At 63.7% G+C, this 26,177-nt stretch carries 25 protein-coding genes; 18 read left to right on the forward strand and 7 right to left on the reverse strand.

Going from position 1 to position 26,177, the window contains the following annotated elements:
- Window positions 1–45: 45 nt before the first annotated feature.
- Window positions 46–756, reverse strand: coding sequence for a PAS domain-containing protein (locus ACN0S5_RS12965; protein WP_417208782.1), 711 nt, complete (start codon window positions 754–756; stop codon window positions 46–48).
- 211 nt (window positions 757–967) lie between these two features.
- Here ACN0S5_RS12965 and ACN0S5_RS12970 point away from each other — a divergent pair, with 211 nt between their 5' ends.
- The 3 genes from ACN0S5_RS12970 to ACN0S5_RS12980 are packed head-to-tail and all read left to right on the forward strand — an operon-like array spanning window position 968 to window position 3,034.
- Window positions 968–1,858 (forward strand): YicC/YloC family endoribonuclease, encoded by an 891-nt coding sequence (locus ACN0S5_RS12970; RefSeq protein ID WP_417208784.1) that lies wholly within the window; start codon window positions 968–970, stop codon window positions 1,856–1,858.
- A 7-nt stretch (window positions 1,859–1,865) separates the two neighbouring features.
- Window positions 1,866–2,516: a guanylate kinase gene (gmk, locus tag ACN0S5_RS12975; RefSeq protein WP_417208786.1), complete on the forward strand. Its 651-nt coding sequence runs from the start codon at window positions 1,866–1,868 to the stop codon at window positions 2,514–2,516.
- Complete coding sequence (locus ACN0S5_RS12980) at window positions 2,513–3,034, forward strand: gamma carbonic anhydrase family protein (RefSeq protein WP_417208789.1); 522 nt, start codon at window positions 2,513–2,515, stop codon at window positions 3,032–3,034. The genes gmk and ACN0S5_RS12980 overlap by 4 nt, the downstream gene beginning before the upstream one ends.
- A gap of 40 nt (window positions 3,035–3,074) precedes the next feature.
- Here the strand turns inward: ACN0S5_RS12980 and ACN0S5_RS12985 are convergent, their stop codons facing one another.
- Window positions 3,075–3,596: a hypothetical protein gene (locus tag ACN0S5_RS12985; protein WP_417208791.1), complete on the reverse strand. Its 522-nt coding sequence runs from the start codon at window positions 3,594–3,596 to the stop codon at window positions 3,075–3,077.
- A gap of 292 nt (window positions 3,597–3,888) precedes the next feature.
- Between ACN0S5_RS12985 and ACN0S5_RS12990 the strand changes: the two genes are divergently transcribed.
- The 11 genes from ACN0S5_RS12990 to tsf all read left to right on the forward strand — a co-directional run bounded on the left by ACN0S5_RS12990 (window position 3,889) and on the right by tsf (window position 16,832).
- Window positions 3,889–4,926 (forward strand): sensor histidine kinase, encoded by a 1,038-nt coding sequence (locus ACN0S5_RS12990; protein WP_417208794.1) that lies wholly within the window; start codon window positions 3,889–3,891, stop codon window positions 4,924–4,926.
- Window positions 4,927–5,361: 435 nt separating this feature from the next.
- A complete protein-coding gene (locus ACN0S5_RS12995) occupies window positions 5,362–6,402 on the forward strand; it encodes a substrate-binding domain-containing protein (RefSeq protein WP_417208796.1) in 1,041 nt (346 codons plus the stop codon).
- A gap of 107 nt (window positions 6,403–6,509) precedes the next feature.
- The gene (pstC, locus tag ACN0S5_RS13000; RefSeq protein WP_417208798.1) at window positions 6,510–7,982 is read left to right on the forward strand and encodes a phosphate ABC transporter permease subunit PstC; all 1,473 of its coding nucleotides are present in this window, start codon (window positions 6,510–6,512) and stop codon (window positions 7,980–7,982) included.
- Window positions 7,982–9,313: a phosphate ABC transporter permease PstA gene (gene pstA / locus ACN0S5_RS13005; RefSeq protein ID WP_417208800.1), complete on the forward strand. Its 1,332-nt coding sequence runs from the start codon at window positions 7,982–7,984 to the stop codon at window positions 9,311–9,313. The genes pstC and pstA overlap by 1 nt, the downstream gene beginning before the upstream one ends.
- Before the next feature lie 31 nt (window positions 9,314–9,344).
- Window positions 9,345–10,142, forward strand: coding sequence for a phosphate ABC transporter ATP-binding protein PstB (gene pstB, locus ACN0S5_RS13010; protein WP_417208803.1), 798 nt, complete (start codon window positions 9,345–9,347; stop codon window positions 10,140–10,142).
- The gene (gene phoU / locus ACN0S5_RS13015) at window positions 10,142–10,894 is read left to right on the forward strand and encodes a phosphate signaling complex protein PhoU (protein ID WP_417208804.1); all 753 of its coding nucleotides are present in this window, start codon (window positions 10,142–10,144) and stop codon (window positions 10,892–10,894) included. The genes pstB and phoU overlap by 1 nt, the downstream gene beginning before the upstream one ends.
- A 4-nt stretch (window positions 10,895–10,898) precedes the next feature.
- Window positions 10,899–11,588 carry a phosphate regulon transcriptional regulator PhoB gene (phoB, locus tag ACN0S5_RS13020; protein WP_417208806.1) on the forward strand — a complete coding sequence of 230 codons (690 nt, stop codon included), beginning with the start codon at window positions 10,899–10,901 and terminating at the stop codon, window positions 11,586–11,588.
- A 152-nt stretch (window positions 11,589–11,740) separates the two neighbouring features.
- Window positions 11,741–13,042: a HupE/UreJ family protein gene (locus tag ACN0S5_RS13025; RefSeq protein WP_417208808.1), complete on the forward strand. Its 1,302-nt coding sequence runs from the start codon at window positions 11,741–11,743 to the stop codon at window positions 13,040–13,042.
- A 99-nt stretch (window positions 13,043–13,141) separates the two neighbouring features.
- Entirely contained in the window at window positions 13,142–14,875 is a 1,734-nt protein-coding gene (locus tag ACN0S5_RS13030; protein WP_417208811.1) for a neutral/alkaline non-lysosomal ceramidase N-terminal domain-containing protein, read from the forward strand.
- Window positions 14,876–15,053: 178 nt separating this feature from the next.
- Window positions 15,054–15,830, forward strand: a complete 777-nt coding sequence (gene rpsB / locus ACN0S5_RS13035; protein ID WP_417208813.1) for a 30S ribosomal protein S2 — start codon at window positions 15,054–15,056, stop codon at window positions 15,828–15,830.
- A gap of 126 nt (window positions 15,831–15,956) precedes the next feature.
- The gene (tsf, locus tag ACN0S5_RS13040; protein ID WP_417208814.1) at window positions 15,957–16,832 is read left to right on the forward strand and encodes a translation elongation factor Ts; all 876 of its coding nucleotides are present in this window, start codon (window positions 15,957–15,959) and stop codon (window positions 16,830–16,832) included.
- A 642-nt stretch (window positions 16,833–17,474) separates the two neighbouring features.
- Here the strand turns inward: tsf and ACN0S5_RS13045 are convergent.
- The 3 genes from ACN0S5_RS13045 to ACN0S5_RS13055 form a co-directional block, all read right to left on the reverse strand.
- A complete protein-coding gene (locus ACN0S5_RS13045; protein WP_417208816.1) occupies window positions 17,475–18,239 on the reverse strand; it encodes a helix-turn-helix transcriptional regulator in 765 nt (254 codons plus the stop codon).
- Window positions 18,236–18,679 carry a type II 3-dehydroquinate dehydratase gene (aroQ, locus tag ACN0S5_RS13050; RefSeq protein ID WP_417208819.1) on the reverse strand — a complete coding sequence of 148 codons (444 nt, stop codon included), beginning with the start codon at window positions 18,677–18,679 and terminating at the stop codon, window positions 18,236–18,238. The genes ACN0S5_RS13045 and aroQ overlap by 4 nt, the downstream gene beginning before the upstream one ends.
- Window positions 18,680–19,219: 540 nt before the next feature.
- A complete protein-coding gene (locus tag ACN0S5_RS13055; protein ID WP_417208927.1) occupies window positions 19,220–20,443 on the reverse strand; it encodes an acyl-CoA dehydrogenase in 1,224 nt (407 codons plus the stop codon).
- Window positions 20,444–20,543: 100 nt separating this feature from the next.
- On the opposite strand from ACN0S5_RS13055, the gene ACN0S5_RS13060 reads away from it, so the two are divergent.
- The 4 genes from ACN0S5_RS13060 to ACN0S5_RS13075 all read left to right on the forward strand — a co-directional run bounded on the left by ACN0S5_RS13060 (window position 20,544) and on the right by ACN0S5_RS13075 (window position 24,155).
- Window positions 20,544–21,434: a LysR substrate-binding domain-containing protein gene (locus tag ACN0S5_RS13060; protein WP_417208822.1), complete on the forward strand. Its 891-nt coding sequence runs from the start codon at window positions 20,544–20,546 to the stop codon at window positions 21,432–21,434.
- A 52-nt stretch (window positions 21,435–21,486) separates the two neighbouring features.
- The gene (locus ACN0S5_RS13065; protein ID WP_417208825.1) at window positions 21,487–22,383 is read left to right on the forward strand and encodes a PfkB family carbohydrate kinase; all 897 of its coding nucleotides are present in this window, start codon (window positions 21,487–21,489) and stop codon (window positions 22,381–22,383) included.
- Window positions 22,380–23,294 carry a pseudouridine-5'-phosphate glycosidase gene (locus tag ACN0S5_RS13070; protein WP_417208827.1) on the forward strand — a complete coding sequence of 305 codons (915 nt, stop codon included), beginning with the start codon at window positions 22,380–22,382 and terminating at the stop codon, window positions 23,292–23,294. The genes ACN0S5_RS13065 and ACN0S5_RS13070 overlap by 4 nt, the downstream gene beginning before the upstream one ends.
- Before the next feature lie 78 nt (window positions 23,295–23,372).
- The gene (locus tag ACN0S5_RS13075) at window positions 23,373–24,155 is read left to right on the forward strand and encodes a DUF502 domain-containing protein (RefSeq protein WP_417208830.1); all 783 of its coding nucleotides are present in this window, start codon (window positions 23,373–23,375) and stop codon (window positions 24,153–24,155) included.
- A 96-nt stretch (window positions 24,156–24,251) separates the two neighbouring features.
- On the opposite strand, the gene ACN0S5_RS13080 is transcribed toward ACN0S5_RS13075, so the two are convergent.
- A complete protein-coding gene (locus ACN0S5_RS13080) occupies window positions 24,252–25,292 on the reverse strand; it encodes a patatin-like phospholipase family protein (protein WP_417208833.1) in 1,041 nt (346 codons plus the stop codon).
- A 103-nt stretch (window positions 25,293–25,395) separates the two neighbouring features.
- Window positions 25,396–26,169, reverse strand: a complete 774-nt coding sequence (locus ACN0S5_RS13085) for a 3-hydroxybutyrate dehydrogenase (protein ID WP_417208835.1) — start codon at window positions 26,167–26,169, stop codon at window positions 25,396–25,398.
- Window positions 26,170–26,177 lie beyond the last annotated feature (8 nt).

Below are 26,177 nucleotides of genomic sequence, written 5' to 3' on the forward strand. Positions count from 1 at the left end.
CGGTCGGGGCCTGTCCTCTCGCGCGTCCCTGTCAGAGCCGCGCAATCAGTCGTTGCTGACCACAAGGCGCAGATGGCCCGGTGCACCTGCCTCCGGGGCCGGGACCGGCGGCGTCGCGGGCGGGCGCGACACAAAGCGCGCCGGGTCTTCTTGCAGGGTCTGCGGTGCAATCTGGCTTTCAGTGGTCGGCACGGTGCCGATCTCCTTGCCCGACAGCGCCGGGGCCACGTCGACGTGGCGCAGGGTGAACCGTCGCGGCGTGCGGCCGATCCGGCCTTGGCTGACCAAAGCGCCCAGCGCGCGGGTCTGGTCGCCGAAATCAGAGCGCAGCGGCAACAGGATCATATGCGCCTCCAGATCCGGTTTGCCAAATCCGCCCTCGGCGGCCAGATCAAGCCGCACGATGGCCGGGTCGGCAAACAGCTTGGCCACCGCTTCGCCAAACCGTTCGCGGTCGGGCGGCGCGATCAGGCAGGACAGCGGCATCCCGGCGATCTGCATCCCCATGATGTCGTTCAGATGTGTGCCGGCAACGCGGACCTTGGCCATGGTCGGCGCAATCCGTTCCATCAGAAAGGCGTTTTCCAGCGCGTCTTCCATTCCGCGCGGATCAATCTGGCTGCGCATCGGCACCGCGTCCTTGGCGCACAGCCCGTGCCAATAGGCCTCGACCTGTCGCAGCGGCGCCAACCGCCGCATCTTTTCGCGCTCCGTCATCGAAACGATGCCCTTGCCCTTATCACCTTTGCCCAACATGCCTGGCTCCTGTCGTCCGGTGCGGCTTGGCAAGGCCCGTTGGCCATCCAGCCTGCTTAATATACGTTACTGAAACCTTACTAGCAGAGGTTCGTCTCAAATTCGTCCCAATTCTTCGGCGAAGGTTAACGGAATGCTCAAAATCTAACCCTGACTTGCACCCGGCAGCGTCTGCCGATACCTCGGTTCGCAGGACGGCGGAGGGTGCTTGATGCGGCAATCAATGACGGGCTTTGCAAGCCGGAGCGGACAGGGTCTGGGCCGCAGCTGGACGTGGGAACTGCGCGGGGTCAACGGCAAGGGGCTGGACCTGCGGCTGCGGGTTCCCGACGGGATCGACGGGCTGGAGGCCGGGGTGCGCGCGCGCTGCGCGGCCAAGCTCAAGCGCGGCAACCTGCAAATCTCATTGAAACTGGCCGCCGATGAGGCCGAGGGCGGCCTGCGGCTGGATGAGACGCAGTTGAAGGCGGTCTTGGCCGCCATGCACCGAATCGAGGCGGACGCCATGGCCGAGGGCCTGTCGCTTGCACCCTCGACGGCGGCGGAAATCGTCGGCTTGCGCGGGGTGCTGACGGCAGAGGTGCCAGAGGCCGACCCGGCGGCGCTGGTCTCTGCGCTGCTGGTGGATTTCGATGCTGCGCTGACAGAGTTCATCGCCATGCGCCGCTCCGAAGGCGCGGCGCTGAGCGCCATTCTGGCCGGGCAACTGGCCGAAATCGCGGCACTGGTCGATGAGGCGGCCCTGGCCGTGGCGGAGCGCCAGCCGCAACAGGCAGAGCGGCTGCGCGACCAACTGCGCCGCATCACCGAAAACGCCGACGGTGTCGATGCCGCGCGCATCGCGCAGGAACTGGCGGTCATCGCCGTCAAATCCGACATCACCGAGGAAATCGACCGCCTGCGCGCCCATATCGCCGCCGCGCGCGATCTGCTGGCGGCCGAGGGGGCGGTGGGCCGCAAGTTCGACTTCCTGATGCAGGAATTCAACCGCGAGGCCAATACGCTGTGCGCCAAGTCCGGCGACACCCGGCTGACGCAGGCGGGACTGGCGCTGAAGACGCTGATCGACCAGATGCGCGAGCAGGTCCAGAACGTGGAGTGACCCGGACATGAACATGACCAAGACGCGACGCGGCCTGCTGATCATCCTGTCCTCGCCCTCTGGCGCGGGCAAATCCACCCTGTCGCGCCGTCTGCTGGACTGGGACCCGTCGCTCAGCTTTTCGGTCTCGGCCACCACGCGCAAACCGCGTCCGGGCGAGGCGGACGGCAAGGACTATCACTTTATGTCCGAGGAGGCCTTCAAACGCACGGTGAACGAAGGCGGGATGCTGGAGCACGCGCACGTCTTTGGCCATTTCTACGGCTCGCCGCGCGCGCCGGTGGAAACCGCCATCGGGCAGGGTCGGGATGTGCTGTTCGACATCGACTGGCAGGGCGCGCAGCAGATCGTCAACTCCGGCCTCGGGCCACACACGCTGTCGGTCTTTATCCTGCCGCCCTCGATTGCCGAGTTGCGCCGCCGTCTGGTCAGCCGGGGGCAGGACGCCGCCGATGTGATCGCCAAGCGGATGCAGAAAAGCTGGGATGAGATCAGCCATTGGGGCAGCTATGATTACGTTCTGGTCAACGATGATCTGGAGGCGACGCTGGAGCGGCTCAAGACCATCGTGATCGCAACGCGGCTGCGCCGCTCACAGCAACCGGGGCTGGTGGACCATGTCCGCAGCCTGCAAACCGAATTCGAGGAGTTGTCATGACGTTGTATGCTTTGGACGGCATCGCCCCGCATCTGGCCGATGATGCATGGGCCGCGCCAGACGCCAACCTGATCGGCAAGGTGGTGCTGGAGGCGCGCGCCTCGGTCTGGTTCGGCTGTACCCTGCGCGGCGACAATGAGGAAATCCGCGTGGGCGTTGGCTCCAACGTGCAAGAGAACGTCGTCTGCCACACCGACATGGGCTATCCGCTGGTGATCGGGCCGGGCTGCACCATCGGCCACAAGGTCATGCTGCACGGCTGCACCATCGGTGAGAACAGCCTGATCGGCATGGGAGCCACGATCCTGAACGGCGCCAAGATCGGCAGGAACTGCCTGATCGGCGCGGGATCGCTGATCACCGAGGGCAAGGAAATCCCCGATGGCAGTCTGGTGATGGGGATGCCCGGCAAGGTGGTGCGGCAACTGGACGAGGCCGCCATCGAGGGGCTGCGCAAATCGGCGCTGGGGTATCAGGCCAACGCCGCGCGCTTTGCCGCCGGGCTGAAGGCGTTGTAACGCCAGACCGTCCGCATCAACGGGCCGGGGCCTTGGTCAATCAGTCCCGCGCCCGAACGATCTGATCCGCATGGATCGTCGGCAGCAGGGTCTCGCGCTGTTCGGTGTGCAAGCCCTCGGATCGCCACCTGCCACCGTGCTGCACCAGCCGCATGAAGCCTTTGAAACGGGGCACGGCAAGCACGCATCCCCGCAGGATAAAGGTCTCGTGGAAGCCGACGATCTGCCGTTCATCCGGGTCGGCAAAGAACGCCCCCCGACAGACGCGATGATATTCGGAAATCCCCATGGTGTTAAAGCCGTCCCGCGCCGCGCGGGCCACGGTCAGCCATTCCTCATGGGTATCGAACAGCCGCGCGGCATCCAGCGCGGTGATGCGGTTGGGCACCGAAATGCAGGTGGTCAGAGCGCTCCAGTCGCGATTCCAGAAATGTTCGTTGATCTCGTCGATCACCGTCTGGTACTGCGCCACGGCCCGCGGGACCGAGCTTTCCATGATCTGCTCGGCGGACAGCCCGCTGTGAATAGGCGTGATCCCCTTGATGTCTGTTGTCGTCCCCAAGGGATGCTCCGATGTCTGCGTGGGTCGGGTCGTAGTTCCTATCCGGTGTCAAAGATAGTCAATCATCGTGATAAATTATGTCGCAGGCGGGTCCGGGCGGGCGGGAACACGCCTATCGACCGTTTCAGACCAATGGGATAAGCAGCCGACGCAACAACGGTCCTTTGGGGGGATAAGATGAAGGTGACACAGCATTGGCCTGCGGACCGCAGGGGGCCGGTCTGTATGTCCTTGGCCGTCAATCTCTTTTCCGCGACGGGGCGCATCGTGGCCGGTCCGGGGAGGCGCTGAGATGCCTGCGTTTATCTCTGGCTTTGTCGACGCGGTGCCGCTGCCCGCGCTGGTGATCCGCTCTGATGAACGGATCGAGGCGGCCAACCCGCTGGCGCAGACCCTGCTGGGTTCGGGGATTGTCGGGCGGCATTTCATCACCGCCCTGCGACAGCCACAGCTTCTGGACGCGATCGAGAACAGCCTGCGGGACCGCGCGCCGCGCGCCGCCGATTACATGGGCAACGACGGACGGCAGGACACCACCTTTCGGGTGGCGGTGCGCCCGGTAGACCTGCCGATCGGGGCGGCGGTGCTGGTCAGCTTCGAGGATGTGACCCACGCCGAACAACTGATCCAGATGCGGCGCGATTTTGTGGCCAACGTCAGCCACGAGCTGAAAACGCCGCTGACCGCGCTGATCGGCTTTATCGAAACGCTGAAAGGTCCGGCGCGCAATGACCCGGCGGCGCAGGCGCGGTTCCTGAACATCATGGAGGCCGAGGCCCACCGGATGAACCGGCTGGTCAGCGACCTGCTGTCCCTCAGCCGGGTCGAGGCGGATGAACGTGTCCGCCCGACAGAGCGCCTGAACCTTGGGGACTTGATCCTTGCCACCATCAGCGGCCTGTCGCCGCTGGCTCAGGAGGCGGATGTCACGCTTCGGCACGATCTGCCCAACACCCGCGTGGTGATCCCCGGCGATCAGGACCAGTTGCATCAAGTGCTGACCAATCTGGTCGAGAACGCGATCAAATATTGCGGTGCGGGCACCAGCGTGACGGTGCGGCTGGGGCCGCCGGACTATGCGCCGGGCCTGCGTGAGCAGGCCGTGACACTGGTCATTCAGGACACCGGGCCGGGGATCGACCCGATCCATCTGCCGCGCCTGACGGAACGGTTCTACCGCATCGACAACCACCGCTCACGCGAGTTGGGGGGCACAGGGCTGGGGCTGGCCATCGTCAAACACATCGTCAACCGGCATCGCGGACGGCTGAAAATACAGAGCAAGCCGGGGCAGGGCACCCGATTCACCATCACGCTGCCGGTGAAATGACCGTGCCTGCGGGTGTCTTGAGCGCACCGGTGTAACAGCCGCTGGCCGTGGGTCAGGGGGCACCGGTCTTTGTCATGTTACATACCGGCGCCGCAGCGCCGCGGCGGGCGCAAATCTTTTGGCCCGGTCGGACGCGCGCGGTGGGGCCGGGGCCGGGGCCGGCGGGCAGGGGGGCAGGGGGCACCCTGATCCGGCGCGGGATTCTGTGAGGAATCAATAAGGTTGCATCGGGTCCGTCCCACAACTGGGTGGCGCGCGGTTGCATTGAGGGGCCCGGCACCCGTCAGGGGTGAAATCCGTGGGTGACATAACGTCAACTCCGGAGTCGTCATAAAACCGTTACATGAACGTCACAAAAGCATAGCGTCGGGCCTTTAGCGGTCCGGGACAAGGTCATCGTGGGGATGATCGATTCCTAGGTTCACGGAGCTTTCCATGAAATTCGCTAAACTGACCGCCTCCACTCTGGCGATTGCCGCTGTGTCCGCCACCTCTGCTGTCGCGCGCGACAACATTCAGGTTGCCGGATCGTCGACCGTTCTGCCCTATGCCTCGATTGTGGCAGAAGCCTTTGGCGACAACACCGACTTCCCGACACCGGTCGTTGAATCGGGCGGCTCCTCCGCCGGGCTCAAGCGGTTCTGTCAGGGCGTTGGCGAAGAGCACACCGATGTGGCGAACGCATCGCGCAAGATCCGCGAAAAAGAGATCCAGGCCTGCGCCGAAAACGGCGTGACCGACATCATCGAAGTCCGCATCGGCTATGACGGCATTGTCTTCGCCTCGCAGCAGGGCGGCCCGGACTACACCGCCTTCACGCAAGCGGACATCTTCAACGCGTTGGCCCCCAAGGTCATGGTGGACGGCGCGCTGGTCGACAACCCCTATACCAAATGGTCGGACTTCAACGCCGATCTGCCGGACGCCGAAATCCTCGCGTTCATTCCGGGCACCAAGCACGGCACCCGCGAAGTGTTCGAGGAAAAGGTCATCGCGGTCGGCTGTGAGGCCACCGGCGCATTCGACGCCATGATCGCCGCGGGCATGTCCGAAGACGACGCCGAAGATGCCTGCCTTGAGGTCCGCACCGATGGTCGTTCGGTCGACATCGACGGCGACTACACCGAAACGCTGGCCTCCATCGACGCCAACGTGAACGGCATCGGCGTGTTCGGTCTCGCGTTCTACGAGAACAACACCGACAAGCTGAAGGTCGCCACCATGGCCGGTGTCGCCCCCTCGACCGAGACCATCGCATCGGGCGACTACCCGGTGTCGCGTCCGCTGTATTTCTACGTCAAGAAAGCGCACATCGGCGTGATCCCCGGCCTGAAACTCTACGCTCAGTTCTTCATCTCCGACGAACTGGCAGGCCCCTCCGGCCCGCTGGCCAACTATGGCCTCGTGTCCGACCCCGAGCTGGGCAAGATCCAGCAGATCGTCGCGGACGAAGTCGTCATGGGCGGCGGCATGTAATCCACCCGTCCACGGGTTGATGACGCCAGAGACCATCGGAGGCGGCATATTTCGCCGCCTCCCTTTCCTTTTAGGACCTTTTCACAACCACAGACTTCGGGGGGCATATGCCTGTTTTCTGGCTCATCGTGATCGTGCTCGCGCTGGCGGCCGTAGGATTTATCCTCGGCCGGTCCCGCGCGATGCAAAGCGCCGGGGGCGACAGACGAGAGCTGCACTCGCTGCCGGCCTACTATGGCTCGAACGTGGCGCTGAAATCGCTTGTTCCGGCAATGCTGCTGATGATCGTCTGGCTGATCGCGCAGCCCTTCGTCGTCAACAATATCGTGTCGGGCATGATCCCTGACAGCCAGATTTCCGAAGGCTCCAGCCGCGGGCTGGTTCTGGCCGAGGTGCGCCGCACCGCCGACGGGCTGGACAATGCGGTGGCTTTAGGCGCCATGACCGAAGCCATGGCGGATCGCGGCAACGCGGATCTCACCGACATCACCGCCCGCCTGAAAGAGGCGGGGCAGGTTGTGACCGGCGAGATCACCCAGCCGATTTTCCACGCGGCGCAGCGGTATCGCGCGCTGAATGGCACCGGCAAATGGATCATGACCGCGCTTGTCCTGCTGGTCGCCGTCGCGGGCGGTCTGTGGGGGCTGCGCGAAACCAACGCCGCGTTCCGCGCCCGCAACGTGGTGGAACAGGGCGTCATGGCGCTGTTGATGGCCGCCGCCTCGATCGCGGTGCTGACCACCATCGGGATCGTCTTTTCGCTGATCGGCAACACATGGGTGTTCTTCAAGCTCTATCCGGCCGGGGATTTCTTTACCCTGCTGGAATGGGCACCCAGCTTTTCGGGCCGGGGCGGATCATCCAGTCTGGGGGTTCTGCCGCTGCTCTGGGGGACGTTCTATATCTCTGTCGTGGCGCTGCTGGTGGCGGTGCCCGTGGGGTTGTTCGCCGCCGTCTACCTGTCGGAATATGCCTCTCCGACGGTGCGCAGCATTGCCAAGCCGATGCTGGAGGTGCTGGCCGGTATCCCGACCATCGTCTACGGCCTCTTCGCCCTGCTGACCATCGGCCCGATGCTGCTGACGGTCTTTGGCCCCGATGCCGCCGGATGGATGGGCGGGCAGCGCGCGGTGATCACCGCCGGTCTGGCCATGGGCATCATGCTGATCCCCTTTGTCAGTTCGCTGTCCGACGACATCATCAACGCGGTGCCGCAGGCGATGCGTGACGGCTCTTACGGGTTGGGCGCGACCAAGTCGGAAACCATCAAGCAGGTGATCCTGCCTGCCGCCCTGCCGGGCATCGTGGGCGCCGTCCTTCTGGCCGCCAGCCGCGCCATCGGCGAGACCATGATCGTGGTGCTGGGGGCAGGGGCCGCCGCGCGGCTGAGCCTGAACCCCTTCGAGGCGATGACCACCGTGACCGCCAAGATCGTCAGCCAGTTGACCGGCGACAGCGACTTTGCCTCGCCAGAGGCGCTGGTGGCCTTCGCCCTTGGCATGACCCTCTTTATCCTGACGCTGGGGCTGAACGTTTTCGCCCTGTATATCGTGCGCAAATATCGGGAGCAGTACGACTAATGACCGACGCAAGCATGGACACCCCCACCCCGCGCCGGAAGAAGATCTCGCTGGTCGCCGACGACGCGCGCACGAAAAAGCGCAACGCCGCGGAAAAGCGGTTCCGGGCCTATGGCATCGGGGCCATCGCCATCGGCCTGTTCTTCCTGCTGGTGCTGGCCGTCTCGATCCTGCGGTCGGGCATCCCGGCCTTCACCACCACGGTGGTCAGTGTCGAGTTCACCCTGCAACAGGAAGACTACGACGCCGCCGAAAAGCAACTGTTCAAGACCAAGGCCTATTCGAACTACTTCATCACCGCGCTGCAAACCAACCTTGAAGGGCAGGGCATCAAGGTCTCTTTCGATGAGGCCGCGATCGAGCGCATCATGGGCAAGATCGGCAGCACGCTGCGTGAATACTACCGCGCCAATCCCGACAAGCTGGGAGAGCCGGTCGACTTCAGCCTCAGCGCATCCTCGCGCGTGGACGGCTATTTCAAGGGCCGTGTGACCCGCGAGGGCATTCAGGACAGCCGCTTTCTGATGAAGACCGACCTTGATCTGGTCGATGCTCTGGCCGAGGCCGGGATCGTCACCACGACCTTTGACTGGAACTTCATCACCGGGGCGGACTCTGGCGTGGACAACCCCGGCGGGGCCGGGATCGGGGCCTCGGTCGCGGGATCGTTCTTCATGATGCTGGTGGTGCTGTTCCTGTCGCTGCCCATCGGCGTCGCCGCCTCGATCTATCTGGAGGAGTTTGCCCCGCAGAACCGCTGGACCGATCTGGTCGAGGTCAATATCTCGAACCTTGCCGCTGTGCCGTCGATTGTCTTTGGCATCCTCGGTCTGGCGGTGTTCATCCAGTTCGCGCATCTGCCGCAGTCCGCGCCGCTGGTGGGTGGTCTGGTGCTGACACTGATGACGCTGCCGACCATCATCATCTCGACCCGCGCCTCGCTGAAGGCGGTGCCGCCGTCGATCCGCGACGCGGCGCTGGGGGTTGGTGCCTCGAAGATGCAGTCGGTCTTTCACCACGTCCTGCCCTTGGCGATGCCCGGCATCCTGACCGGCACCATCATCGGTCTGGCGCAGGCGCTGGGGGAAACCGCGCCGTTGCTGCTGATCGGCATGGTGGGCTTTGTCGCCCGTGGCTATCCCGACGGCTTCATCAGCGGGTTCATCGACCCAAACTCGGCCATGCCCGCCCAGATCTACACATGGGCCGCGCGCGCCGACGCCAGCTTTTATGAAAAGGCCTGGGGCGGTATCATCATCCTGCTGATCTTTCTGCTGACCATGAACATCATCGCCATCATTCTGCGCCGCCGCTTCGAGCGCCGCTGGTAAGCGCCCGGTGACAGGACTAGGAGAACACACAATGTACGACGTTTCGAACACGGAGAGCCGCGTGGATCAGCAGGACATCAAGATCAGCGCCCGCAATGTGCAGGTCTACTATGGCACCAATCAGGCCATCAAGGACGTGAACTGCGAGATCGAGGACAAGACCGTGACCGCCTTTATCGGTCCCTCGGGCTGTGGCAAATCCACCTTCCTGCGCTGCCTGAACCGGATGAACGACACCATCGACATCTGCCGCGTCGAGGGCGACATCTCGATCGACGGCGAAGACATCTACGACAAGCGTGTCGATCCGGTGCAGTTGCGCGCCAAGGTCGGGATGGTGTTTCAAAAGCCGAACCCCTTCCCGAAATCGATCTATGACAACATCGCCTATGGCCCGCGCATTCATGGGCTGGCCAGAAACAAGGCCGATCTGGATGAGATCGTGGAACGGTCGCTGCGCCGCGGTGCCATCTGGGATGAGGTCAAGGACCGGCTGGACGCGCCGGGCACCGGCCTGTCGGGCGGTCAGCAACAACGCCTGTGCATCGCCCGCGCCATCGCCACCGAACCCGAGGTGCTGCTGATGGACGAACCCTGCTCGGCGCTGGACCCCATCGCCACCAGTCAGGTCGAGGAACTGATCGACGAATTGCGGCAGGAGTATTCGGTGGTCATCGTCACCCACTCGATGCAGCAGGCCGCGCGGGTCAGCCAGAAGACCGCCTTCTTTCACCTTGGACATCTGGTGGAATACGGCGACACCGGCAAGATCTTTACCAACCCGGTGGACAGCCGCACCGAAAGCTACATCACAGGGCGGATCGGATAATGAAAGAGCTCAAGCAACATATCGCCAGCGCGTTTGACCGCGATCTCGAAGGCATTCAGGCCAAGATCATGAAGATGGGCGGTCTGGCCGAGGCCGCCATCATGAGCGCCGCCAAATCGCTGGAGATGCGCGACGAGGATCTGGCCAATCAGGTGCGCCGTGGCGACGCGGCCATCGACGCGCTGGAGGAAAGCCTGAACGAAGAGGCCGCCCGCGTGATCGCCCTGCGCGCGCCCACCGCCTCGGACCTGCGGATTGTCCTGTCGGTGATGCGCATGTCGGCCAACCTTGAACGGATCGGCGATCTGTCCAAGAACATGGCCAAGCGCACCACGGTTCTGGTGCAGATGCAGCAGATCGGCGGCACTTCGCAATCGCTGCGCCGGATGGCGCGCGAGGTCGAACTGATGCTTAAGGACGCGCTGGATTCCTACATCCAGCGTGACGAGGCCAAGGCGCTGGACGTGATCGAACGCGACCGCGACGTCGATCAGATGTACAACACGCTGTTCCGCGAGTTCCTGACCTTTATGCTGGAGGACCCGCGCAACATCACCGCCTGCATGCACCTGCATTTCATCGCCAAGAACATCGAACGCATGGGCGACCATGTGACCTCGATTGCGGAACAGGTCGTGTTCCTGACATCCGGGCGCAAGCCCGAGGATATTCGCATCAAGGATGACCGCACCTCGACCGATGCCAGCCTGTCTCTGGATGTGCTGGACGACGACGGGGACAGTGAGGACTGAACATATGCCCGCAGATCAGCCAACGGTTCTGGTGGTCGAGGATGAGGCCGCCCAGCGAGAGGTGCTGACCTACAATCTCGAAGCAGAGGGGTTTCGCGTTGCACGTGCCGAAAACGGTGAAGAGGCGCTTGTCCTGATCGAAGAGGAAAACCCGGACATCATCGTTCTGGACTGGATGTTGCCCAATGTCTCGGGGATCGAGGTCTGCCGCCAGATCAAGACCCGACCGGACACCCGCAACGTGCCGATCATCATGCTCTCGGCCCGCTCGGAAGAGGTGGACCGGGTGCGCGGCCTTGAAACCGGGGCGGACGACTATGTGGTCAAACCCTATTCGGTGATCGAACTGATGGCCCGCGTCCGCGCGCAACTGCGCCGGGCACGGCCCGCGGCGGCGGGTTTGCGGCTGGAGTATGAGGACATCATGCTGGATTCCGAAACCCACCGCGTCACCCGCAACGACAAGCCGCTGAAACTGGGCCCGACCGAATTTCGCCTGCTGACCACCTTCATGGAAAAGCCGGGCCGGGTCTGGTCGCGTGAGCAATTGCTGGACCGGGTCTGGGGCCGCGACATCTATGTCGATACCCGCACCGTGGACGTCCACATCGGGCGGCTGCGCAAGGCGCTGTGCCAGCACGGCGGCACCGACCCGCTGCGCACGGTACGCGGCGCGGGCTACGCGCTGGGGTGACGGTGGTTTCTGTCCCGATCCCATGACACAGGCCGCGCCAAGGCCCACTGGCGCGGCCTTTTTTTCGGTTTCTTGTGCGGTCTGGCCTGCAATCGCTTGAACTCTGCCGCGACTGCGTCATTTTGATCCGGGATTATGCTCACGGGGGTCTCATGTTTCGTTGTCTTGTCGCGTTTTTCGCTTTGCTCATATCCGTCACCGCTGTCTCTGCCCATGAGGTCCGACCCGCCATCGGCGATCTGTCCACCAAGGACGGCGCGGTCTCGCTGGTCCTGCGTCTGAGCATGGAGCCGGTGCTTGCAGGCGTCGATCTGGAGGGCGTCGAGGACACCAACGACACCGACCGGGCCGAGGCCGTGGACCGGCTGCGCGCGCTGGACCCGGCGGCGCTGAAGGCCGAGATCGAGACCGCCATGGACGGCGTGCTGACCCGGATTGGCGTTGCGGCGGACGGCACCGGCGTGCCGCTGGCCGTCACCGGGATCGAGGTCGACGACGTGCCGCAGATCGACCTGCCGCGCGAAGCCCGCCTGTTCCTGAGCGGCGACCTGCCCGGCGGCGCACAGGCCCTGACCGTCACATGGCCCTCGGATTATGGCACCCTGATCCTGCGTCAGATCGATGTCGAGGACGGCTTTACCGGCTATCTGACCGGTGGCACCTCCGATCCCATCGCCATCGCAGGCGGCGACGCACTGTCGGGTATCGGGACGTTCGGTTACTACATCCCGGTCGGATTCGAGCATATCCTGCCGATGGGTCTGGACCATATCCTGTTTGTGCTGGGGCTGTTCTTTCTGTCCACCCGGCTGGGTCCGCTGCTCTGGCAGATCTCGGCCTTTACGCTGGCCCATACGGTCACGCTGGCGCTTGGCGCGCTGGGATATGTCAATATTCCCGGCAGCATCGTGGAGCCGATCATCGCCGCCTCCATCGTCTATGTGGCGGTCGAAAACATCGTCTCGGACAAGCTGCACCGCTGGCGACCTGCGGTGATCTTTGTCTTTGGTCTGCTGCACGGGTTGGGCTTTGCCTCTGTTCTGGGGGAATTCGGCCTGCCTGCGGATCAGTTCATCCCGGCGCTGATCGGCTTCAACGTCGGCGTCGAACTGGGCCAGTTGACGGTGATCGCCATCGCCTTTCTGCTGGTGTTCCTCGCGCAGCGGGTCGACGCGGGGCGCACCGATCTGCGCACCGGGCAGGTGGTCTACGGCATCCTTGCGCTGGCCTTTGTCGGCTTTGGCTTTGTGCTGAACGGGCCGGGGTTCACCGCCGTCATGGGCGCGGGCGCGCCGGTGTTCCTGTGGCCGCTGGCGGCGCTGTGCCTGCTATGCCTGCTTTCGGCCACCTTTGTCAGCGACGTGCGCGCCTACCGCCACTTCGTCGCCGTTCCGGCCTCGCTGGCCATCGCCTGCGTCGGTGCCTACTGGTTTGTGGAGCGGGTCTTTCTGTAATCCGACCGTCGAGTGGCGCCCCTGAAAGTGGAATGATTGGACATCAATGGCCCGATCCGACTAACCTTATGAGAGAAATCATCATTGGGGGGTCGCGGGTTGGGCGAATTTGTTATCGGGGCCGGAAAGGCCGAGACCGACTCCAAACGCTTTCTCAAGCGCCCGCTCATGGGTTTCAACGATGAAAAGCAGATCGCGGAAAGCCTGAACAGCTTGGTGGCCGCCCGCGCATTTGTGATCGAATCCGATGGCACCATGATCGCGCTTGTGGTGGCCGACATCTGGTCCGGGACCCAGAATATCCGCACGGCGCTGCTCAAGCGGCTCAGGGAGACGGATCTGGGTGCGCGCTTGCCGGACGATCACCTCATGGTGGCGGGCACGCATACCCACAGCGGGCCATCCGGGATCACCGATCACCGGCTTTATGCTCAGCTGTCGGGCGGATATTCGCAGGCGGTTGTCGATGAGATTGCGCTGGCGATGTACAACGCCTTGCAGACGGCCGACCAGACCCGACGCGCCGCCCGGATCGAGATCCGGGACATCGCGGACAAGGGGGATGCCGCCAGTGGTGCATGGTTCGGCAACAGGTCGCTTGACGCCTACAAGGCCAACCCCGAGGTGGAACGGAACCGCTACAGGTCAGCCGTGGAAAAGGACTTTGCCACGCTGCTGTTTCGGGAAACCGACACTGGCGCGCTGATCGGATCGCTGAACTTCCTTGCCGTTCATGGCACCGCGCTCGGGCCCGATAACCACAAGCTGAGCGGCGACATTCCCGGCCATGTCGCGAACCGCCTTGAGGGCTTCGTTGCAAACGGGAAACTGGCTGGCGCGGCGCCCTTTGTGGCCGGTGTCCTGAATGGTTGCTGCGGCGATATTTCCCCGAACATGAAGGCCAGCGGCGATGGCTATGTCCAAAAGCACAAGCGCGTGCCGCACAACCCGATTGCGCAGGCTGCGCATTGGGGCGAAGAGGCGATCGACTGGTTCAAGGGCTTGTTCGCCGACAACCCTGCGCCACCCCAGACCGAGGAGGACGGCCTTATCGCGCTGGCGGACGAGATCGGCAATGCCTTTGCCGCCGCGCATGGGGCGCCCGAAAGCAAGACACACCTGTCGTCTTATCCCACGACCGTGGAGGGAAAAGTCCACGCAGCCTACGGCACGCCAGACATGACCAACTGGCAGGACGGCGACAAACGCACCTGGCGCGGCGCTGTGGGCCTGTCGACCCTCGCGGGCGCAGTGATGGATGGGCCGGGGCCGCTCGGGCTGCGCGAAGGTATCACTGCGCAGAATGCGAACCTCACAGAGCGCGGGCTCTGGGCGCTTATGATGGAGGTGTCGTCGCGCACGCCGAAAAAGGACATTAGTCAGATGACCGGCCCGGCGTCGAATGCACTGACCGGGACGATCGTGGGCTTGCTCAAGATGAAGTTCGACATGGATTCGGACGCGATCTCTGCCGGGTCGGACTATGTTGTGGGGCAGGCACCCAAACCCGTTGCGATCCTCACCCGTCGCCTCTCACCCGAGTGCCCGCCCAAACAGGTGTTCTGGCTGGGGCCGATCCTTATCGCGGCGCTGCCGGGTGAGATGACGACCATGGCCGGCCGTCGTTTGCGTGCCGCTCTGGGGCAGGTTCGCGGCCCTCACGGGCAGGGTCCGTCGCACGTCCTGACCGTCTGCTATGCCAATGACTATTGCCAGTACATCACCACGCCAGAGGAATACGGCTGCCAGCACTACGAGGGCGCGTCGACCCTGTTCGGTAAGCACACCCTTGACGCGCATGTCGCCCATCTGACGGATCTGGCGCATATCTAGCGTGCCGGGGCAGGGGGCGGGCAATCCCCCTTGCGCCCTGCCCACACCTGCTGTAAAGGCCGCTCCACGTACTCCGCAGGCGGGGGCGGGCGCTTTGGGGGAGACATCCCCAGACGTCCACCGGTTGAGGCATCCGCCTTGATCCCCCGCCAAGGCATAAACCGGAAAGGATAGAAGCATGGCTCTTCCCGAGTTCAACATGCGTCAGCTGCTGGAAGCTGGCGTTCACTTTGGCCACCAGACGCAGCGCTGGAACCCCCGCATGGGCGAGTTCATCTACGGCGCGCGCAACGGCATCCACATCATGGACCTGACGCAGACCGTCCCGATGCTGGACGCGGCGCTGAACGCGATCCGCGAGTGCGTTGCCAAAAACGGCCGCGTGCTGTTTGTCGGCACCAAGCGTCAGGCCGCTGTTCCGATCGCCGAAGCCGCTGAAAAATGCGCCCAGTATTACATGAACCACCGTTGGCTGGGCGGCACGCTCACCAACTGGCAGACCGTGTCCAAGTCGATCAACCGCCTGCGGGAAATCGACGAAAAGATGGAAAACGGCGCCGAAGGCCTCACCAAGAAAGAGCGCCTGAACATGGAACGCGACCAGTCCAAGCTGCAAGCGTCGCTGGGCGGTATCCGTGAAATGGGCGGCGTGCCGGACATGCTGTTCGTCATCGACGTCAAGAAAGAAGCACTGGCCGTGGCCGAAGCGAACAAGCTGGGCATCCCGGTTGTCGCCATCGTCGACACCAACTGCTCGCCCGCTGGCATCGACTACATCATCCCCGGCAACGACGACGCGGCACGCGCCATCGCGCTGTACTGCGATCTGGTCAGCCGCGCTGCGCTGGACGGCATGACCGGCCAGATGGAGGCCGCTGGCATCGACCTTGGCGCGCTTGAAGATGCGCCTGTCGAAGAGACGCTGGTTGAGGCCGGTGAAAAGGCCGAAGGCTGATTGCCTTCGCGGGCGGTGTCGCAAAAGCGATACAGGCCCATGACATGAGGGGTGGCCAAAGCTGCGGGTTTCAGATCCGCGGCGGCCACCCGACCTCCTGCAATGAGACGATGAGGAGAGCCAACCATGGCGATCACTGCTGCACAGGTTAAAGAACTGCGCGAAATGACTGGCGCAGGCATGATGGATGCCAAAAAGGCGCTGGTGGAAACCGACGGCGACATGGAAGCGGCCATTGACTGGCTGCGCACCAAGGGTCTGGCCAAGGCGGCCAAGAAATCCGGCCGTACCGCGGCCGAGGGCCTCGTGGCCGTTCAGGTCAAAGGCGGCAAGGGTGTCGCTGTCGAAGTGAACTCGGAAACCGACTTTGTCGCCAAGAACGCCGACTTCCAGAAGATGGTTGCCGGTATTGCCGACGTCGCGCTGACCGTTTCGGACGTCGAGGCGCTCAAGGCGGCCGACATGGGCGGCAAGACGGTCTCCGACGTGATCACCGACAAGATCGCCACCATCGGCGAGAACATGTCCCTGCGCCGCATGGCCATGGTCGAGGGTGACGTTGTGGCGGCCTATGTCCACAACGCGGCCACCGATGGCATGGGCCAGATCGGCGTTCTGGTCGCGCTGAAGGGCGGCACCGAAGAGTTCGGCAAGCAGGTCGGCATGCACATCGCCGCCATGAACCCGGCGGCCCTGAACGAAGCCTCGCTTGATCCCGCCGTGGTCGAGAAGGAAAAGCAGGTCCAGATCGACATCGCCAAGGAATCGGGCAAGCCCGACGCGGTGATCGAAAAGATGATCGTTGGCCGGATGAAGAAATTCATGGCCGAAGTGACCCTGATGGGCCAGCAGTTCGCGCTGGACACCGACAAGACCGTCGAGCAGGCCGCCAAGGACGCGGGCGCAGAGGTTGTCGGCTTTGTCCGCATGCAGGTCGGCGAAGGCATCGAAAAGGTCCAAGAGGACTTTGCCGCCGAAGTGGCCAAGGCTGCACAGGGCTAAGCCTTAGGCTGCAATCAGCCTGATCCGTGAAAACCAAATGCGCCCCGGACCCTCGTCCGGGGCGCATTTGCGTCCGGCAGAGGCGCAATTCACAAGCTCTAGGCAATCTCCCGCCGGAAAGTGCCGGTTCCGGCAATGCAGGGTTGCGGGACGGGCCGTGGCCCATCATGCTGCCTGAACCACCTCTGGAGCAGACCGGACCCCGGACCCGGCAACACAGGCATACACGACAGGCCCAACACGACAGAGCCAACACGCGCAACGGACAGGGCAGGGCGCAGGAATTGAATTCGGGGCCCCCGGTGAGACATTGGGGATGAGATCCAGGGACCCCGAAAAGGTGCTGGCCGACGGAAGCGGTAATTGCCCCGTCGAACCAGCGTCCGGCTGACGCCGGTAGAGCCACATGGCCCGGAAATTCGCGGGTTGCGGCCCCTTCGTTCCATGGCCAAAGCCACCACTCACGGAACAAGTGAACAATCGCAATTAACCTATGGTAAAGGAAGTACGGATTTCCTGACCAAAGAGTAAACTGCCCAGAGTCACGCAAAAATCACGCAAAGACGCCGGATAATTCCCCATTGTGTCAAGGGATTACCCCAGAGCCTGCCCAGTGGTGCCGACGGCGTGGTCAGCGACCGCCTATTGTGCTGCGAGGATATACATTTGGTTGTGAAACGCCGCTTTGGCCACGGCCTGCGCCGTTGTCTCGACGTTCAGCGTTTCACGTGCAAGGCGCAGGTGCTTTTCGATGGTGGCCTGCGTCAGCCCCATGATCGTCGCGATATCCTGCATCGTCTTGCCGTCACCGACCCATTCCAGCGCCTCGCGCTGGCGTGGAGTCAGGTTCTGTCCGGCCAGCGGCAGCGGCAGGGTCATGATCTTGAGATGCACCAGATTGTTCAGCAGGATGATGTCCTGCCCGTGCTTTGCCCAGATCGCATCGGCCTCATCTTGATTCAGTTCCGGCCGCGTGGTCAGTGAGATCGCCCCCTTGGCGCGGTGCGACACCGACTGAAAGCTGATCGTATAACCCGCGTGGACCTTGTGTTGCAGGTTGAAGGCGACAACCTTGGCCGCCTTGTCGTCCAGCGTGCCCTTGTTGATCTGCTCGGCCATCACGCGCCAGCTACAGTGGCCTTCGTTCTCCAGCGCCCAGCGGACCATTGGCGCGTACCGATACAGCCCGTCCTCGACAAAGCCCTTGCGGTAGGCGGGCGTGTGGTTGGTCAGCACGATAAAATCGTTCGGATCGCCAAAGCTGGTCGCCGTCATGAAACGCGTAAAGCCGTAGATCAGCCGATCGAAGCCATAGCTGTCCATCCGTGCACAGTGCTTTTCCCACAGTTCCTGCACGTCATGGGCATTGGTCAGTTCGATCAGGTAATCTCTCAGCTCGGGGGTCATGACCGCGTCTCCAGAAAGCCCAGCATGGCGTCAATGGCCAGTTTATACCCGTTTGCGCCGAATCCCGCTATGACGCCGATGGCCACGGGCGCGATATACGAGGTGTGGCGAAAACTCTCGCGGGCATGAACGTTCGACAGGTGCAGTTCCACCGTTGGCATTTCCGCGCCCTTGATGGCGTCCATCAGCGCAATCGAGGTGTGCGTATAGGCCCCGGCGTTCAGCACGATGCCCGCGTGTTTGCCGCGCGCCTCGTGGATATATGTCACCAACGCGCCCTCGTGGTTGGACTGCGCACAGGTCACATCCACACCGCGCGTCTTGCCATGGGCGACACACATCTCTTCGACATCGGCGAGGGTGGTGTGGCCGTAAATCTCCGGCTGGCGCGTGCCCAGCAGGTTGAGATTGGGGCCATTCAGAACAAGGATCGAGGTCATGCGCGTCTCCAGGGTTTGTCTGTTTGGTACGGTCTGCGGGGCGGGCCTGTCCAGTGTCCCGCTAGGCTCCGGCCGGTTCTGCTGTCAATCGTTGCGCTCGGGTCGCTAAATGGCGCGTATTTCCTGCTTCTTTTCAGGCGCTTCGGCACCATACAACCCCAGAGATACCTGCGCGCCATCAATGCACGCGGATTTTGGGGTAACCCGGCGCAGCGCAGCCGAATCTCAGATCTGTCGACATTTGCGCACTGAGGTCGGAAAACCTGCGTCCGGGGGGCGTCTGGCCACTAACTTATTTACATAATACTGATTATCGGTACTTTATACGCCGCATGACGCACGCCCCCCAATAAGCGTTTGCCGGTGCTTTCAGACCCTTGAGGCTTTGCCGCCAAGAGGATCATCCCCCTGAAAAGATCCAATGCAGGCGGCAAGACCACCTGCATTGCTGTTGTTCGGCACCGGACAGACGGACCGGATGCACCGACCGGGCCTGTGGTGGCCCTGCCCGGCATGGTTATCTCCGCGAAACGGTCAATCCTAGAAAAACGCCTGCAACCCGGTCTGCGCCCGGCCAAGGATCAGCGCGTGCACGTCATGTGTGCCCTCGTAGGTGTTCACGGTCTCAAGGTTCATCATGTGGCGAATCACCTGAAACTCACCCGAGATGCCGTTGCCGCCGTGCATGTCCCGCGCCAGCCGCGCGATGTCCAGCGCCTTGCCGCAGTTGTTGCGCTTCAGGATTGAGATCATTTCGGGCGCGGCCCTGGCTTCATCCATCAGACGGCCCAGCCGCAGGCAGCCTTGCAGCCCCAGTGCAATCTCGGTCTGCATGTCGGCCAATTTCTTCTGGAACAGTTGCGTCTGCGCCAAGGGTTTGCCGAATTGCCTGCGGTCCAGACCGTATTGCCGCGCCGCGTGCCAGCAGAACTCCGCCGCCCCCAGAGCGCCCCAGCTGATGCCGTAACGGGCACGGTTGAGACATCCAAAAGGCCCTTTAAGTCCTTGAACATGCGGCAACAACGCCTCTTCGCCCACTTCGACGCCTTCCAGCACCACTTCGCCGGTCACAGAGGCGCGCAGGCTGAGTTTGTTGCCCACCTTGGGCGCGGACAGGCCTTTGGTGCCTTTCTCCAGCACAAAGCCCCGGATCTTGCCGTCATGGGCGTCGGATTTCGCCCAGATCACAAAGACATCCGCGATCGGGCTGTTGGAAATCCACATCTTGGAGCCGGTCAGACGATAGCCGCCGTCGATCTTTTCGGCGCGGGTCTTCATGCTGCCCGGATCGCTGCCGGCGTCCGGTTCGGTGAGGCCAAAGCAGCCGATCCACTCGCCGCTGGCCAGTTTCGGCAGGTATTTCTTGCGTTGCTCCTCGGAGCCGTAGGCATAGATCGGGTACATCACAAGGCTGGACTGCACCGACATCATCGACCGGTAGCCGGAATCCACCCGCTCGATTTCCCGCGCGACAAGGCCGTAGGACACGTAGGAACTGCCCAGCCCGCCGTATTCCTCGGGCACGGTGATGCCCAGCAGGCCCATCTCGCCCATCTCGGCAAAGATGCCGGGATCGACGGTTTCCTGCGCAAAGGCATCAATGATGCGCGGCGCCAGTTTCTCCTGCGCAAAGCTGCGCGCGCCTTCGGCCAGCATGCGCTCTTCGTCCGACAGCTGATCCGTCAGCCGGAACGGGTCCTGCCAGTCGAACCCGGCCAGATCCGGCGCGTCCTTGGGTTTCAGGGTCGGTTTGGGGTCGGTCATCTCATTCATGCTGGGCTCCTCATGTCCTGTTGTGGGCAGTATAGCTTGCGCGGGCGGAATGAAAAAACGACATTATTGCAGGAATACATGAGGAATCGGAATGCATCTGCCCTCCCTGCCCGCCTTGCGCGCGCTAGAGGCGCTGGACCGTCTGGGCAGCGCCACTGCCGTCGCGCAGGAATTGAACCTGACGCAAAGCGCCGTCTCGCGGCAACTCAAGACCCTTGAGGAGCAACTGGGCGCATCGCTTTTCCGGCGTGGAAACAGGGCCTTGCGGCTGACTCCTCAGGCGCGTGTCTTTGCCGGGGCGGTGCGCGAAACGCTGGACCGGCTGACAGAGGCGGCGATGGCGCTGCGGCTGGACCCGACGGGCGGCGCGCTCAACCTTGCGATCCTGCCCAGCTTTGGCATGCGCTGGCTGGTGCCGCGCCTGCCGGATTTCACCCGCCGCCATCCGCAAGTGACGGTGAACATGACCACCCGCCTGCGCCCCTTCAGCTTTGCCACCGAACCCTTTGATGCCGCACTCCATTTCGGAACGCCCGACTGGCCCGACACCCATCACCTGAAGCTGATGACAGAGACCGTGCAACCGCTGGCCGCGCCTACATTGCTGCCCGACGGGCCGCTGCCGCTGGAGGCGCTGCGCCGTCTGCCGCTGCTGCACATCCAGACCCGGCCAGAGGCTTGGGCGGGCTGGTTCGCGGCGCAGGGCCTGTCCCCCGGACCGCTGCCCGGTGCCAGCTTCGACCAGTTCACCGCGATCCTTCAGGCGGCGCTGCACGGCCTTGGCGTGGCGCTGCTGCCCGATTACCTCAGCGTGGCAGAGCGCGCCGCAGGCACCCTGCGGCCCGCCCACCACGCGGCACCGGTCAGCCTTGGGGCCTATTACCTCGTCTGGCCCGCCGACCGCCCGACGCCCCCGGCGCTGCGCGACTTTCGCGACTGGCTGGGCCTGTGCGCCGACGAAGACGACCTGTTGCCGCGATGACAGGTCGGATGCGGCTTGCACCGGCCTGCCCTTCGCGCGAAAACCACGCAGTATGACACCGCATGACCCGGATATCCTTTGCATCGGCTCCGTCCTCTGGGACGTGATCGGCCGGTGCGCAGACCCCATGCTGCAAGGCAATGACAAACCCGGCCGCATCACCCGCGTGCCCGGTGGCGTGGCGCTGAACATCGCCATGACGCTGGCGGGTCTGGGGATGCGGCCCGCGCTGCTGTCGGTGGTGGGCCGCGATGCCGAGGGCGCGGAACTGGCGCAGGAATGCCGCCGTCTGGGTCTGGACACCAGCCACCTGACCTTTGCCGACGATCTGCCCACCGACCGTTACATGGCGATCGAGGCACCGGGCGGTCTGGTCGCCGCCATCGCCGATGCCCATTCGCTGGAGGCGGCGGGCGCGCGTATTCTGTCGCCGCTGATCGCGGGGCCGCTGGGTAGCGCGGACAGACCCTATACCGGGCTGATCGCGCTGGACGGCAACCTGACAGAGGCGCTGCTGACAGAGATGGCCGCCCATCCCGCCTTTGCGATGGCCGACCTGCGCATCGCCCCCGCCAGTCCGGGCAAGGCAACGCGGCTGAACCCCTTTCTGGGCGCCGGTCGCGGCACGCTGTATGTCAACCTCGAAGAGGCCTGCCTGCTCTGCGCAGAGCCGTTCACCAGCGCCGCACAGGCCGCCGCCGCCTTGGTGGCGCGGGGCGCATCGCGCGCCCTTGTGACCCATGGCGGCAACACCTGCTGCGATGCCTGCGCCGCGCAGACCGTCACGCAAACCCCGCCCGCCGTCACCGTGACCCGCATCACCGGCGCGGGCGACACCTTTATGGCGGCGCATATCGCCGCCGAACGCGCCGGGCATGACCGCCCGGAGGCCCTGCGCCGCGCGCTGGACGCCGCCGCCACCTATGTATCCGGAGATGTTTCCCCATGACCCAGTTCACCCGCTCTGCCGCCGTTGCTCAGGCGCTTGACGCCGGTCGCCCCGTTGTCGCGCTGGAAAGCACCATCGTCACCCACGGCATGCCCTGGCCGCAAAACCTTGAGGTTGCCCGCCGGGTCGAGGCGACGATCCGCGACGCCGGGGCCACCCCGGCGACAATTGCCGTGCTGGACGGCACCCTGCATGTCGGGCTTGAGGACGACCAGTTGGAACAGCTTGCGCAGGCCAAACAGGTGGCCAAGCTGTCGCGCGCCGATATGGCGGTCTGCATGGCGCGGGGCGGCACCGGGTCGACCACGGTCGCCGCGACGATGATCGCGGCAAAGCTGGCCGGGGTAGAGGTGTTTGCCACCGGCGGTATTGGTGGCGTGCATCGCGGGGCGGAAAACTCCTTTGACATCTCCGCCGACCTTCAGGAACTGGCACAGACCGCCGTGACGGTGGTGGCCGCCGGGGCCAAGGCGATCCTCGACCTGCCCAAGACGCTGGAAGTGCTGGAAACGCTGGGCGTGCCGGTCATGGCCTACGGGCAGGACCAACTGCCCGCCTTCTGGTCGCGTGAGGCGGGGCTGCGCGCGCCGCTGCGCGCCGACACCGCCTTGCAGATTGCACAGGCGCACCGGATGCGCGCGCGTCTTGGCCTGCCCGGCGGGCAGCTTATCGCCAACCCGATCCCCGCCGAGGCAGAGATCCCGCGCGCCACGCTGGCCCCGATCATCGCCGAGGCCACCCGCGACGCGCAGACCCACGGCATCGCCGGCAAGGCGCTGACGCCCTACCTGTTGCAGCGCATCTACGAATTGTCCGAGGGCCGCTCGCTAGAGGCGAATATCGCGCTGGTTCTGAACAATGCCCGTCTGGCTGCGGCAATTGCGCTGGAATTGAGCAGCCTGCCCGCCTGATCACCCGGATTGCGCTTCCGCCCATTGTAGACCGGGCGCGATCCCCCTACCTTGATACGGATCGTCCCGGGACCTGCGATGACAACGCCATTTGACTCGACTTCCTCTCCGAAACGCGCGGGGCTGCTGACGCGGCTGCGCAATTCGTTCCTGACCGGGATCGTGGTGATCGCACCGGTTGGCCTGACCGTCTGGCTGATCTGGACGGTTGTCGGCTGGGTCGATGGCTTTGTCTGGCCCTTTGTGCCCGATTCCTATCAGCCCAACGCGCTGCTCAACCGCTGGATGACCGGGCCGGACGGGCCGCGTGTGCCTTGGCTGTTTGACCTGCTGGACCGCAACAACGATGGCCGGATAGAGGTCAACGTGCGCGGTCTGGGCGTTGTGGTCTTCCTGATCTTCACCGTGCTGGTGGGCTGGATCGCCAAGGGGCTGATTGGCCGCTCGATGATCACCTTCGCCGAAAGCCTTGTGCAACGCACCCCCGTTGTCCGCTCGATCTATTCCGGACTCAAGCAACTGGCCGAAACGATCTTTGCGCAAAGTGAGCGCAGCTTTGAAAAGGCCTGCCTGATCGAATACCCGCGTCAGGGTATATGGGTCATCGGGTTCATCTCGACTCAGGCCAAGGGCGAGGTGGCGAAAAAGGTGTTGCCAGAGGGCGAGCTGATGTCGATCTTCATTCCGACCACGCCCAACCCGACCTCGGGGTTCCTGTTGTTCCTGCCCAAGGAAGACGTGATCGAACTGGAGATGTCGCTGGAGGATGCGGCCAAGCTGGTGATTTCTGCCGGGCTGGTCTACCCCAACGGGCAGGACGCCAAACAGGCGCTTGAGGCGCAGTTCAGACAGGCGTCTTAAGCGTCCATTTCCTAACGAAACGTGAATTCGTCTCTGGAAGCCCTTGATTTCATTCAGGCGGCTGTCTGTCCACGCGTGGACAGCGGGCATGGGGGTTCAATTGAACATGGCCCGCAGGTCCGCTGTCTGACGCGCCCCAAGATCGCTCAGATGATGCTCCAGAAACCGCCCCGCCGCCCGCCGCCCCGCGTCTTTCAGCTGGGCGATCACCGTGGGCACCGGCACCGATTTCGTGGCCACCGACAGCGAATTCATCAGCGCATCGTCGGCGATCATATGGACGCGCACATCCTTCATGCTGCCCGGCTGCAAGGCCCCGCTGTGCAGCAGGCGCTGGACAAATTCGATCGCCCGCAGGTCCCGCAGCAAGGCGGAGTTAAAGCTGATCTCATTGATCCTGTTCTGGATCTCCGGCGGGCTGACGGGGGTCTTGTCCCGCAGCAGAGGGTTGATGTTCACCACCACCACATCGTCGGGCAGATGCGGCGCAAAGAACGGAAACAGCGCCGGATTGCCGGTATAGCCGCCATCCCAGAACGGTTCGATATTGCCGGTGAGCGGGTCTTCAAGCTCGACCGCCTGAAACATCGTCGGCAGACAGGCCGAGGCAAGGATCGCCTGCGTGGTGATCGCCTCTCCCTTGAAGACGCGGATCTTGCCGTCCCGGACCTGCGTGGCACAGACAAAAAACTCCGGCTCGCTGTGGGCGCAGACCTTGCCGAAATCCAGCCGCTCGACAATCCGTTCCAACGGGTTGCGATAGAGCGGCCCCCAGGCATAGGGCGACACCATGCGCGTCATCGCGTCGCCGACACTGTATGGCAGCGAATATTCCAGGCTCTTGCTGATCAGGCCGGGCTGCGGAAGCCATGCCTGCATCCAGTCCGGCAGCGCCTCATCCTTGAGCGCGCCGATCTGTTCCCAGACCCAGTCAAGGTTGTCCTTTGCGGCCGTTGCGCCGCCACTCAGCAGCCCCGCCTTGACCGCAGCCCCGTTGAGCGCCCCCGCTGAGGTGCCAGAGATCGCGGCGATCTCTATCTCCGGCGCTTCCAGCAGCCGGTCCAGCACGCCCCAAGTGAACGCGCCATGCGCACCGCCGCCCTGAAGGGCGAGATTGATCCTGACCGGTTTTGCCATCGCGCGCTCCACTGTGTTTCTGGTGTGTTTCCGGGCTATAGAAATTCCGGCCTGCGAACCGCGAGGGATGGACCATGCGCCCCATCCCCCTGCCCGTTTCAGATCAAAGTGCGGTCCAGCCGCCGTCCACGCTGATCGTGGTGCCGGTGATCTGCGCCGCCGCGTCGGAACACAGGAACACCGCCGTGCCGCCCATCTGCTCGACCGTGGCGAACTCTTTGGACGGCTGGCGTTTCAGCATGACCTCACGGATCACCGTTTCGCGGTCCATGCCGTATTCCTTCATCGTGTCGGGGATCTGCGCCTCGACCAGCGGGGTCAGAACATAGCCCGGACAGATGGCATTGGCGGTGATCGGCTCCTCCGCCGTTTCCAGCGCCACGGCCTTGGTCATGCCGACGATGCCGTGTTTGGCGGCGATATAGGCGCTCTTGTAGGGCGAGGCGGTCAGCCCATGCGCCGAGGCGATGTTGACCACCCGGCCCCAGCCCGCCTTGCGCATCATCGGCAGCGCGGCGGCGGTGGTGTGGAAGGCCGAATTGAGGTTGATGGCGATGATCGCATCCCATTTCGCGACCGGGAATTCGTCAATCGGCGCGACATGCTGGATGCCCGCGTTGTTGATCAGGATATCGCAGGCACCGGCCTTTTCGATCAGCGCGCGCGCCTCATCGCCTTTGGACATGTCGGCCTGAATATAGCGGACCTCGACGCCGTGTTCCTTGGCGATGCTCTTGGCAAGGTCGTGATCCTCATCCCGGTCGGTGAAGGAGTTGATCACCACCGAGGCCCCAGCGCGGGCCATCTCATGCGCGATGCCCAGACCGATGCCTGAGTTCGATCCGGTAATGACGGCGGTTTTTCCCTGAAGCGACATGTGTGCCC

Source organism: Antarctobacter sp., assembly GCF_048262615.1.
In the GTDB taxonomy this organism is placed as follows: domain Bacteria; phylum Pseudomonadota; class Alphaproteobacteria; order Rhodobacterales; family Rhodobacteraceae; genus Antarctobacter.

What these genes read in the sequence shown, in the direction of transcription:
- ACN0S5_RS12965 (WP_417208782.1), bottom strand. Translation starts at nt 756, where the DNA reads ATGTTGGGCAAAGGTGATAAGGGCAAGGGCATCGTTTCGATGACGGAG.
- ACN0S5_RS12970 (WP_417208784.1), top strand. Translation starts at nt 968, where the DNA reads ATGCGGCAATCAATGACGGGCTTTGCAAGCCGGAGCGGACAGGGTCTG.
- gmk (WP_417208786.1), top strand. Translation starts at nt 1,866, where the DNA reads ATGAACATGACCAAGACGCGACGCGGCCTGCTGATCATCCTGTCCTCG.
- ACN0S5_RS12980 (WP_417208789.1), top strand. Translation starts at nt 2,513, where the DNA reads ATGACGTTGTATGCTTTGGACGGCATCGCCCCGCATCTGGCCGATGAT.
- ACN0S5_RS12990 (WP_417208794.1), top strand. Translation starts at nt 3,889, where the DNA reads ATGCCTGCGTTTATCTCTGGCTTTGTCGACGCGGTGCCGCTGCCCGCG.
- ACN0S5_RS12995 (WP_417208796.1), top strand. Translation starts at nt 5,362, where the DNA reads ATGAAATTCGCTAAACTGACCGCCTCCACTCTGGCGATTGCCGCTGTG.
- pstC (WP_417208798.1), top strand. Translation starts at nt 6,510, where the DNA reads ATGCCTGTTTTCTGGCTCATCGTGATCGTGCTCGCGCTGGCGGCCGTA.
- pstA (WP_417208800.1), top strand. Translation starts at nt 7,982, where the DNA reads ATGACCGACGCAAGCATGGACACCCCCACCCCGCGCCGGAAGAAGATC.
- pstB (WP_417208803.1), top strand. Translation starts at nt 9,345, where the DNA reads ATGTACGACGTTTCGAACACGGAGAGCCGCGTGGATCAGCAGGACATC.
- phoU (WP_417208804.1), top strand. Translation starts at nt 10,142, where the DNA reads ATGAAAGAGCTCAAGCAACATATCGCCAGCGCGTTTGACCGCGATCTC.
- phoB (WP_417208806.1), top strand. Translation starts at nt 10,899, where the DNA reads ATGCCCGCAGATCAGCCAACGGTTCTGGTGGTCGAGGATGAGGCCGCC.
- ACN0S5_RS13025 (WP_417208808.1), top strand. Translation starts at nt 11,741, where the DNA reads ATGTTTCGTTGTCTTGTCGCGTTTTTCGCTTTGCTCATATCCGTCACC.
- rpsB (WP_417208813.1), top strand. Translation starts at nt 15,054, where the DNA reads ATGGCTCTTCCCGAGTTCAACATGCGTCAGCTGCTGGAAGCTGGCGTT.
- tsf (WP_417208814.1), top strand. Translation starts at nt 15,957, where the DNA reads ATGGCGATCACTGCTGCACAGGTTAAAGAACTGCGCGAAATGACTGGC.
- ACN0S5_RS13045 (WP_417208816.1), bottom strand. Translation starts at nt 18,239, where the DNA reads ATGACCCCCGAGCTGAGAGATTACCTGATCGAACTGACCAATGCCCAT.
- aroQ (WP_417208819.1), bottom strand. Translation starts at nt 18,679, where the DNA reads ATGACCTCGATCCTTGTTCTGAATGGCCCCAATCTCAACCTGCTGGGC.
- ACN0S5_RS13055 (WP_417208927.1), bottom strand. Translation starts at nt 20,443, where the DNA reads ATGACCGACCCCAAACCGACCCTGAAACCCAAGGACGCGCCGGATCTG.
- ACN0S5_RS13060 (WP_417208822.1), top strand. Translation starts at nt 20,544, where the DNA reads ATGCATCTGCCCTCCCTGCCCGCCTTGCGCGCGCTAGAGGCGCTGGAC.
- ACN0S5_RS13065 (WP_417208825.1), top strand. Translation starts at nt 21,487, where the DNA reads ATGACACCGCATGACCCGGATATCCTTTGCATCGGCTCCGTCCTCTGG.
- ACN0S5_RS13070 (WP_417208827.1), top strand. Translation starts at nt 22,380, where the DNA reads ATGACCCAGTTCACCCGCTCTGCCGCCGTTGCTCAGGCGCTTGACGCC.
- ACN0S5_RS13075 (WP_417208830.1), top strand. Translation starts at nt 23,373, where the DNA reads ATGACAACGCCATTTGACTCGACTTCCTCTCCGAAACGCGCGGGGCTG.
- ACN0S5_RS13080 (WP_417208833.1), bottom strand. Translation starts at nt 25,292, where the DNA reads ATGGCAAAACCGGTCAGGATCAATCTCGCCCTTCAGGGCGGCGGTGCG.
- ACN0S5_RS13085 (WP_417208835.1), bottom strand. Translation starts at nt 26,169, where the DNA reads ATGTCGCTTCAGGGAAAAACCGCCGTCATTACCGGATCGAACTCAGGC.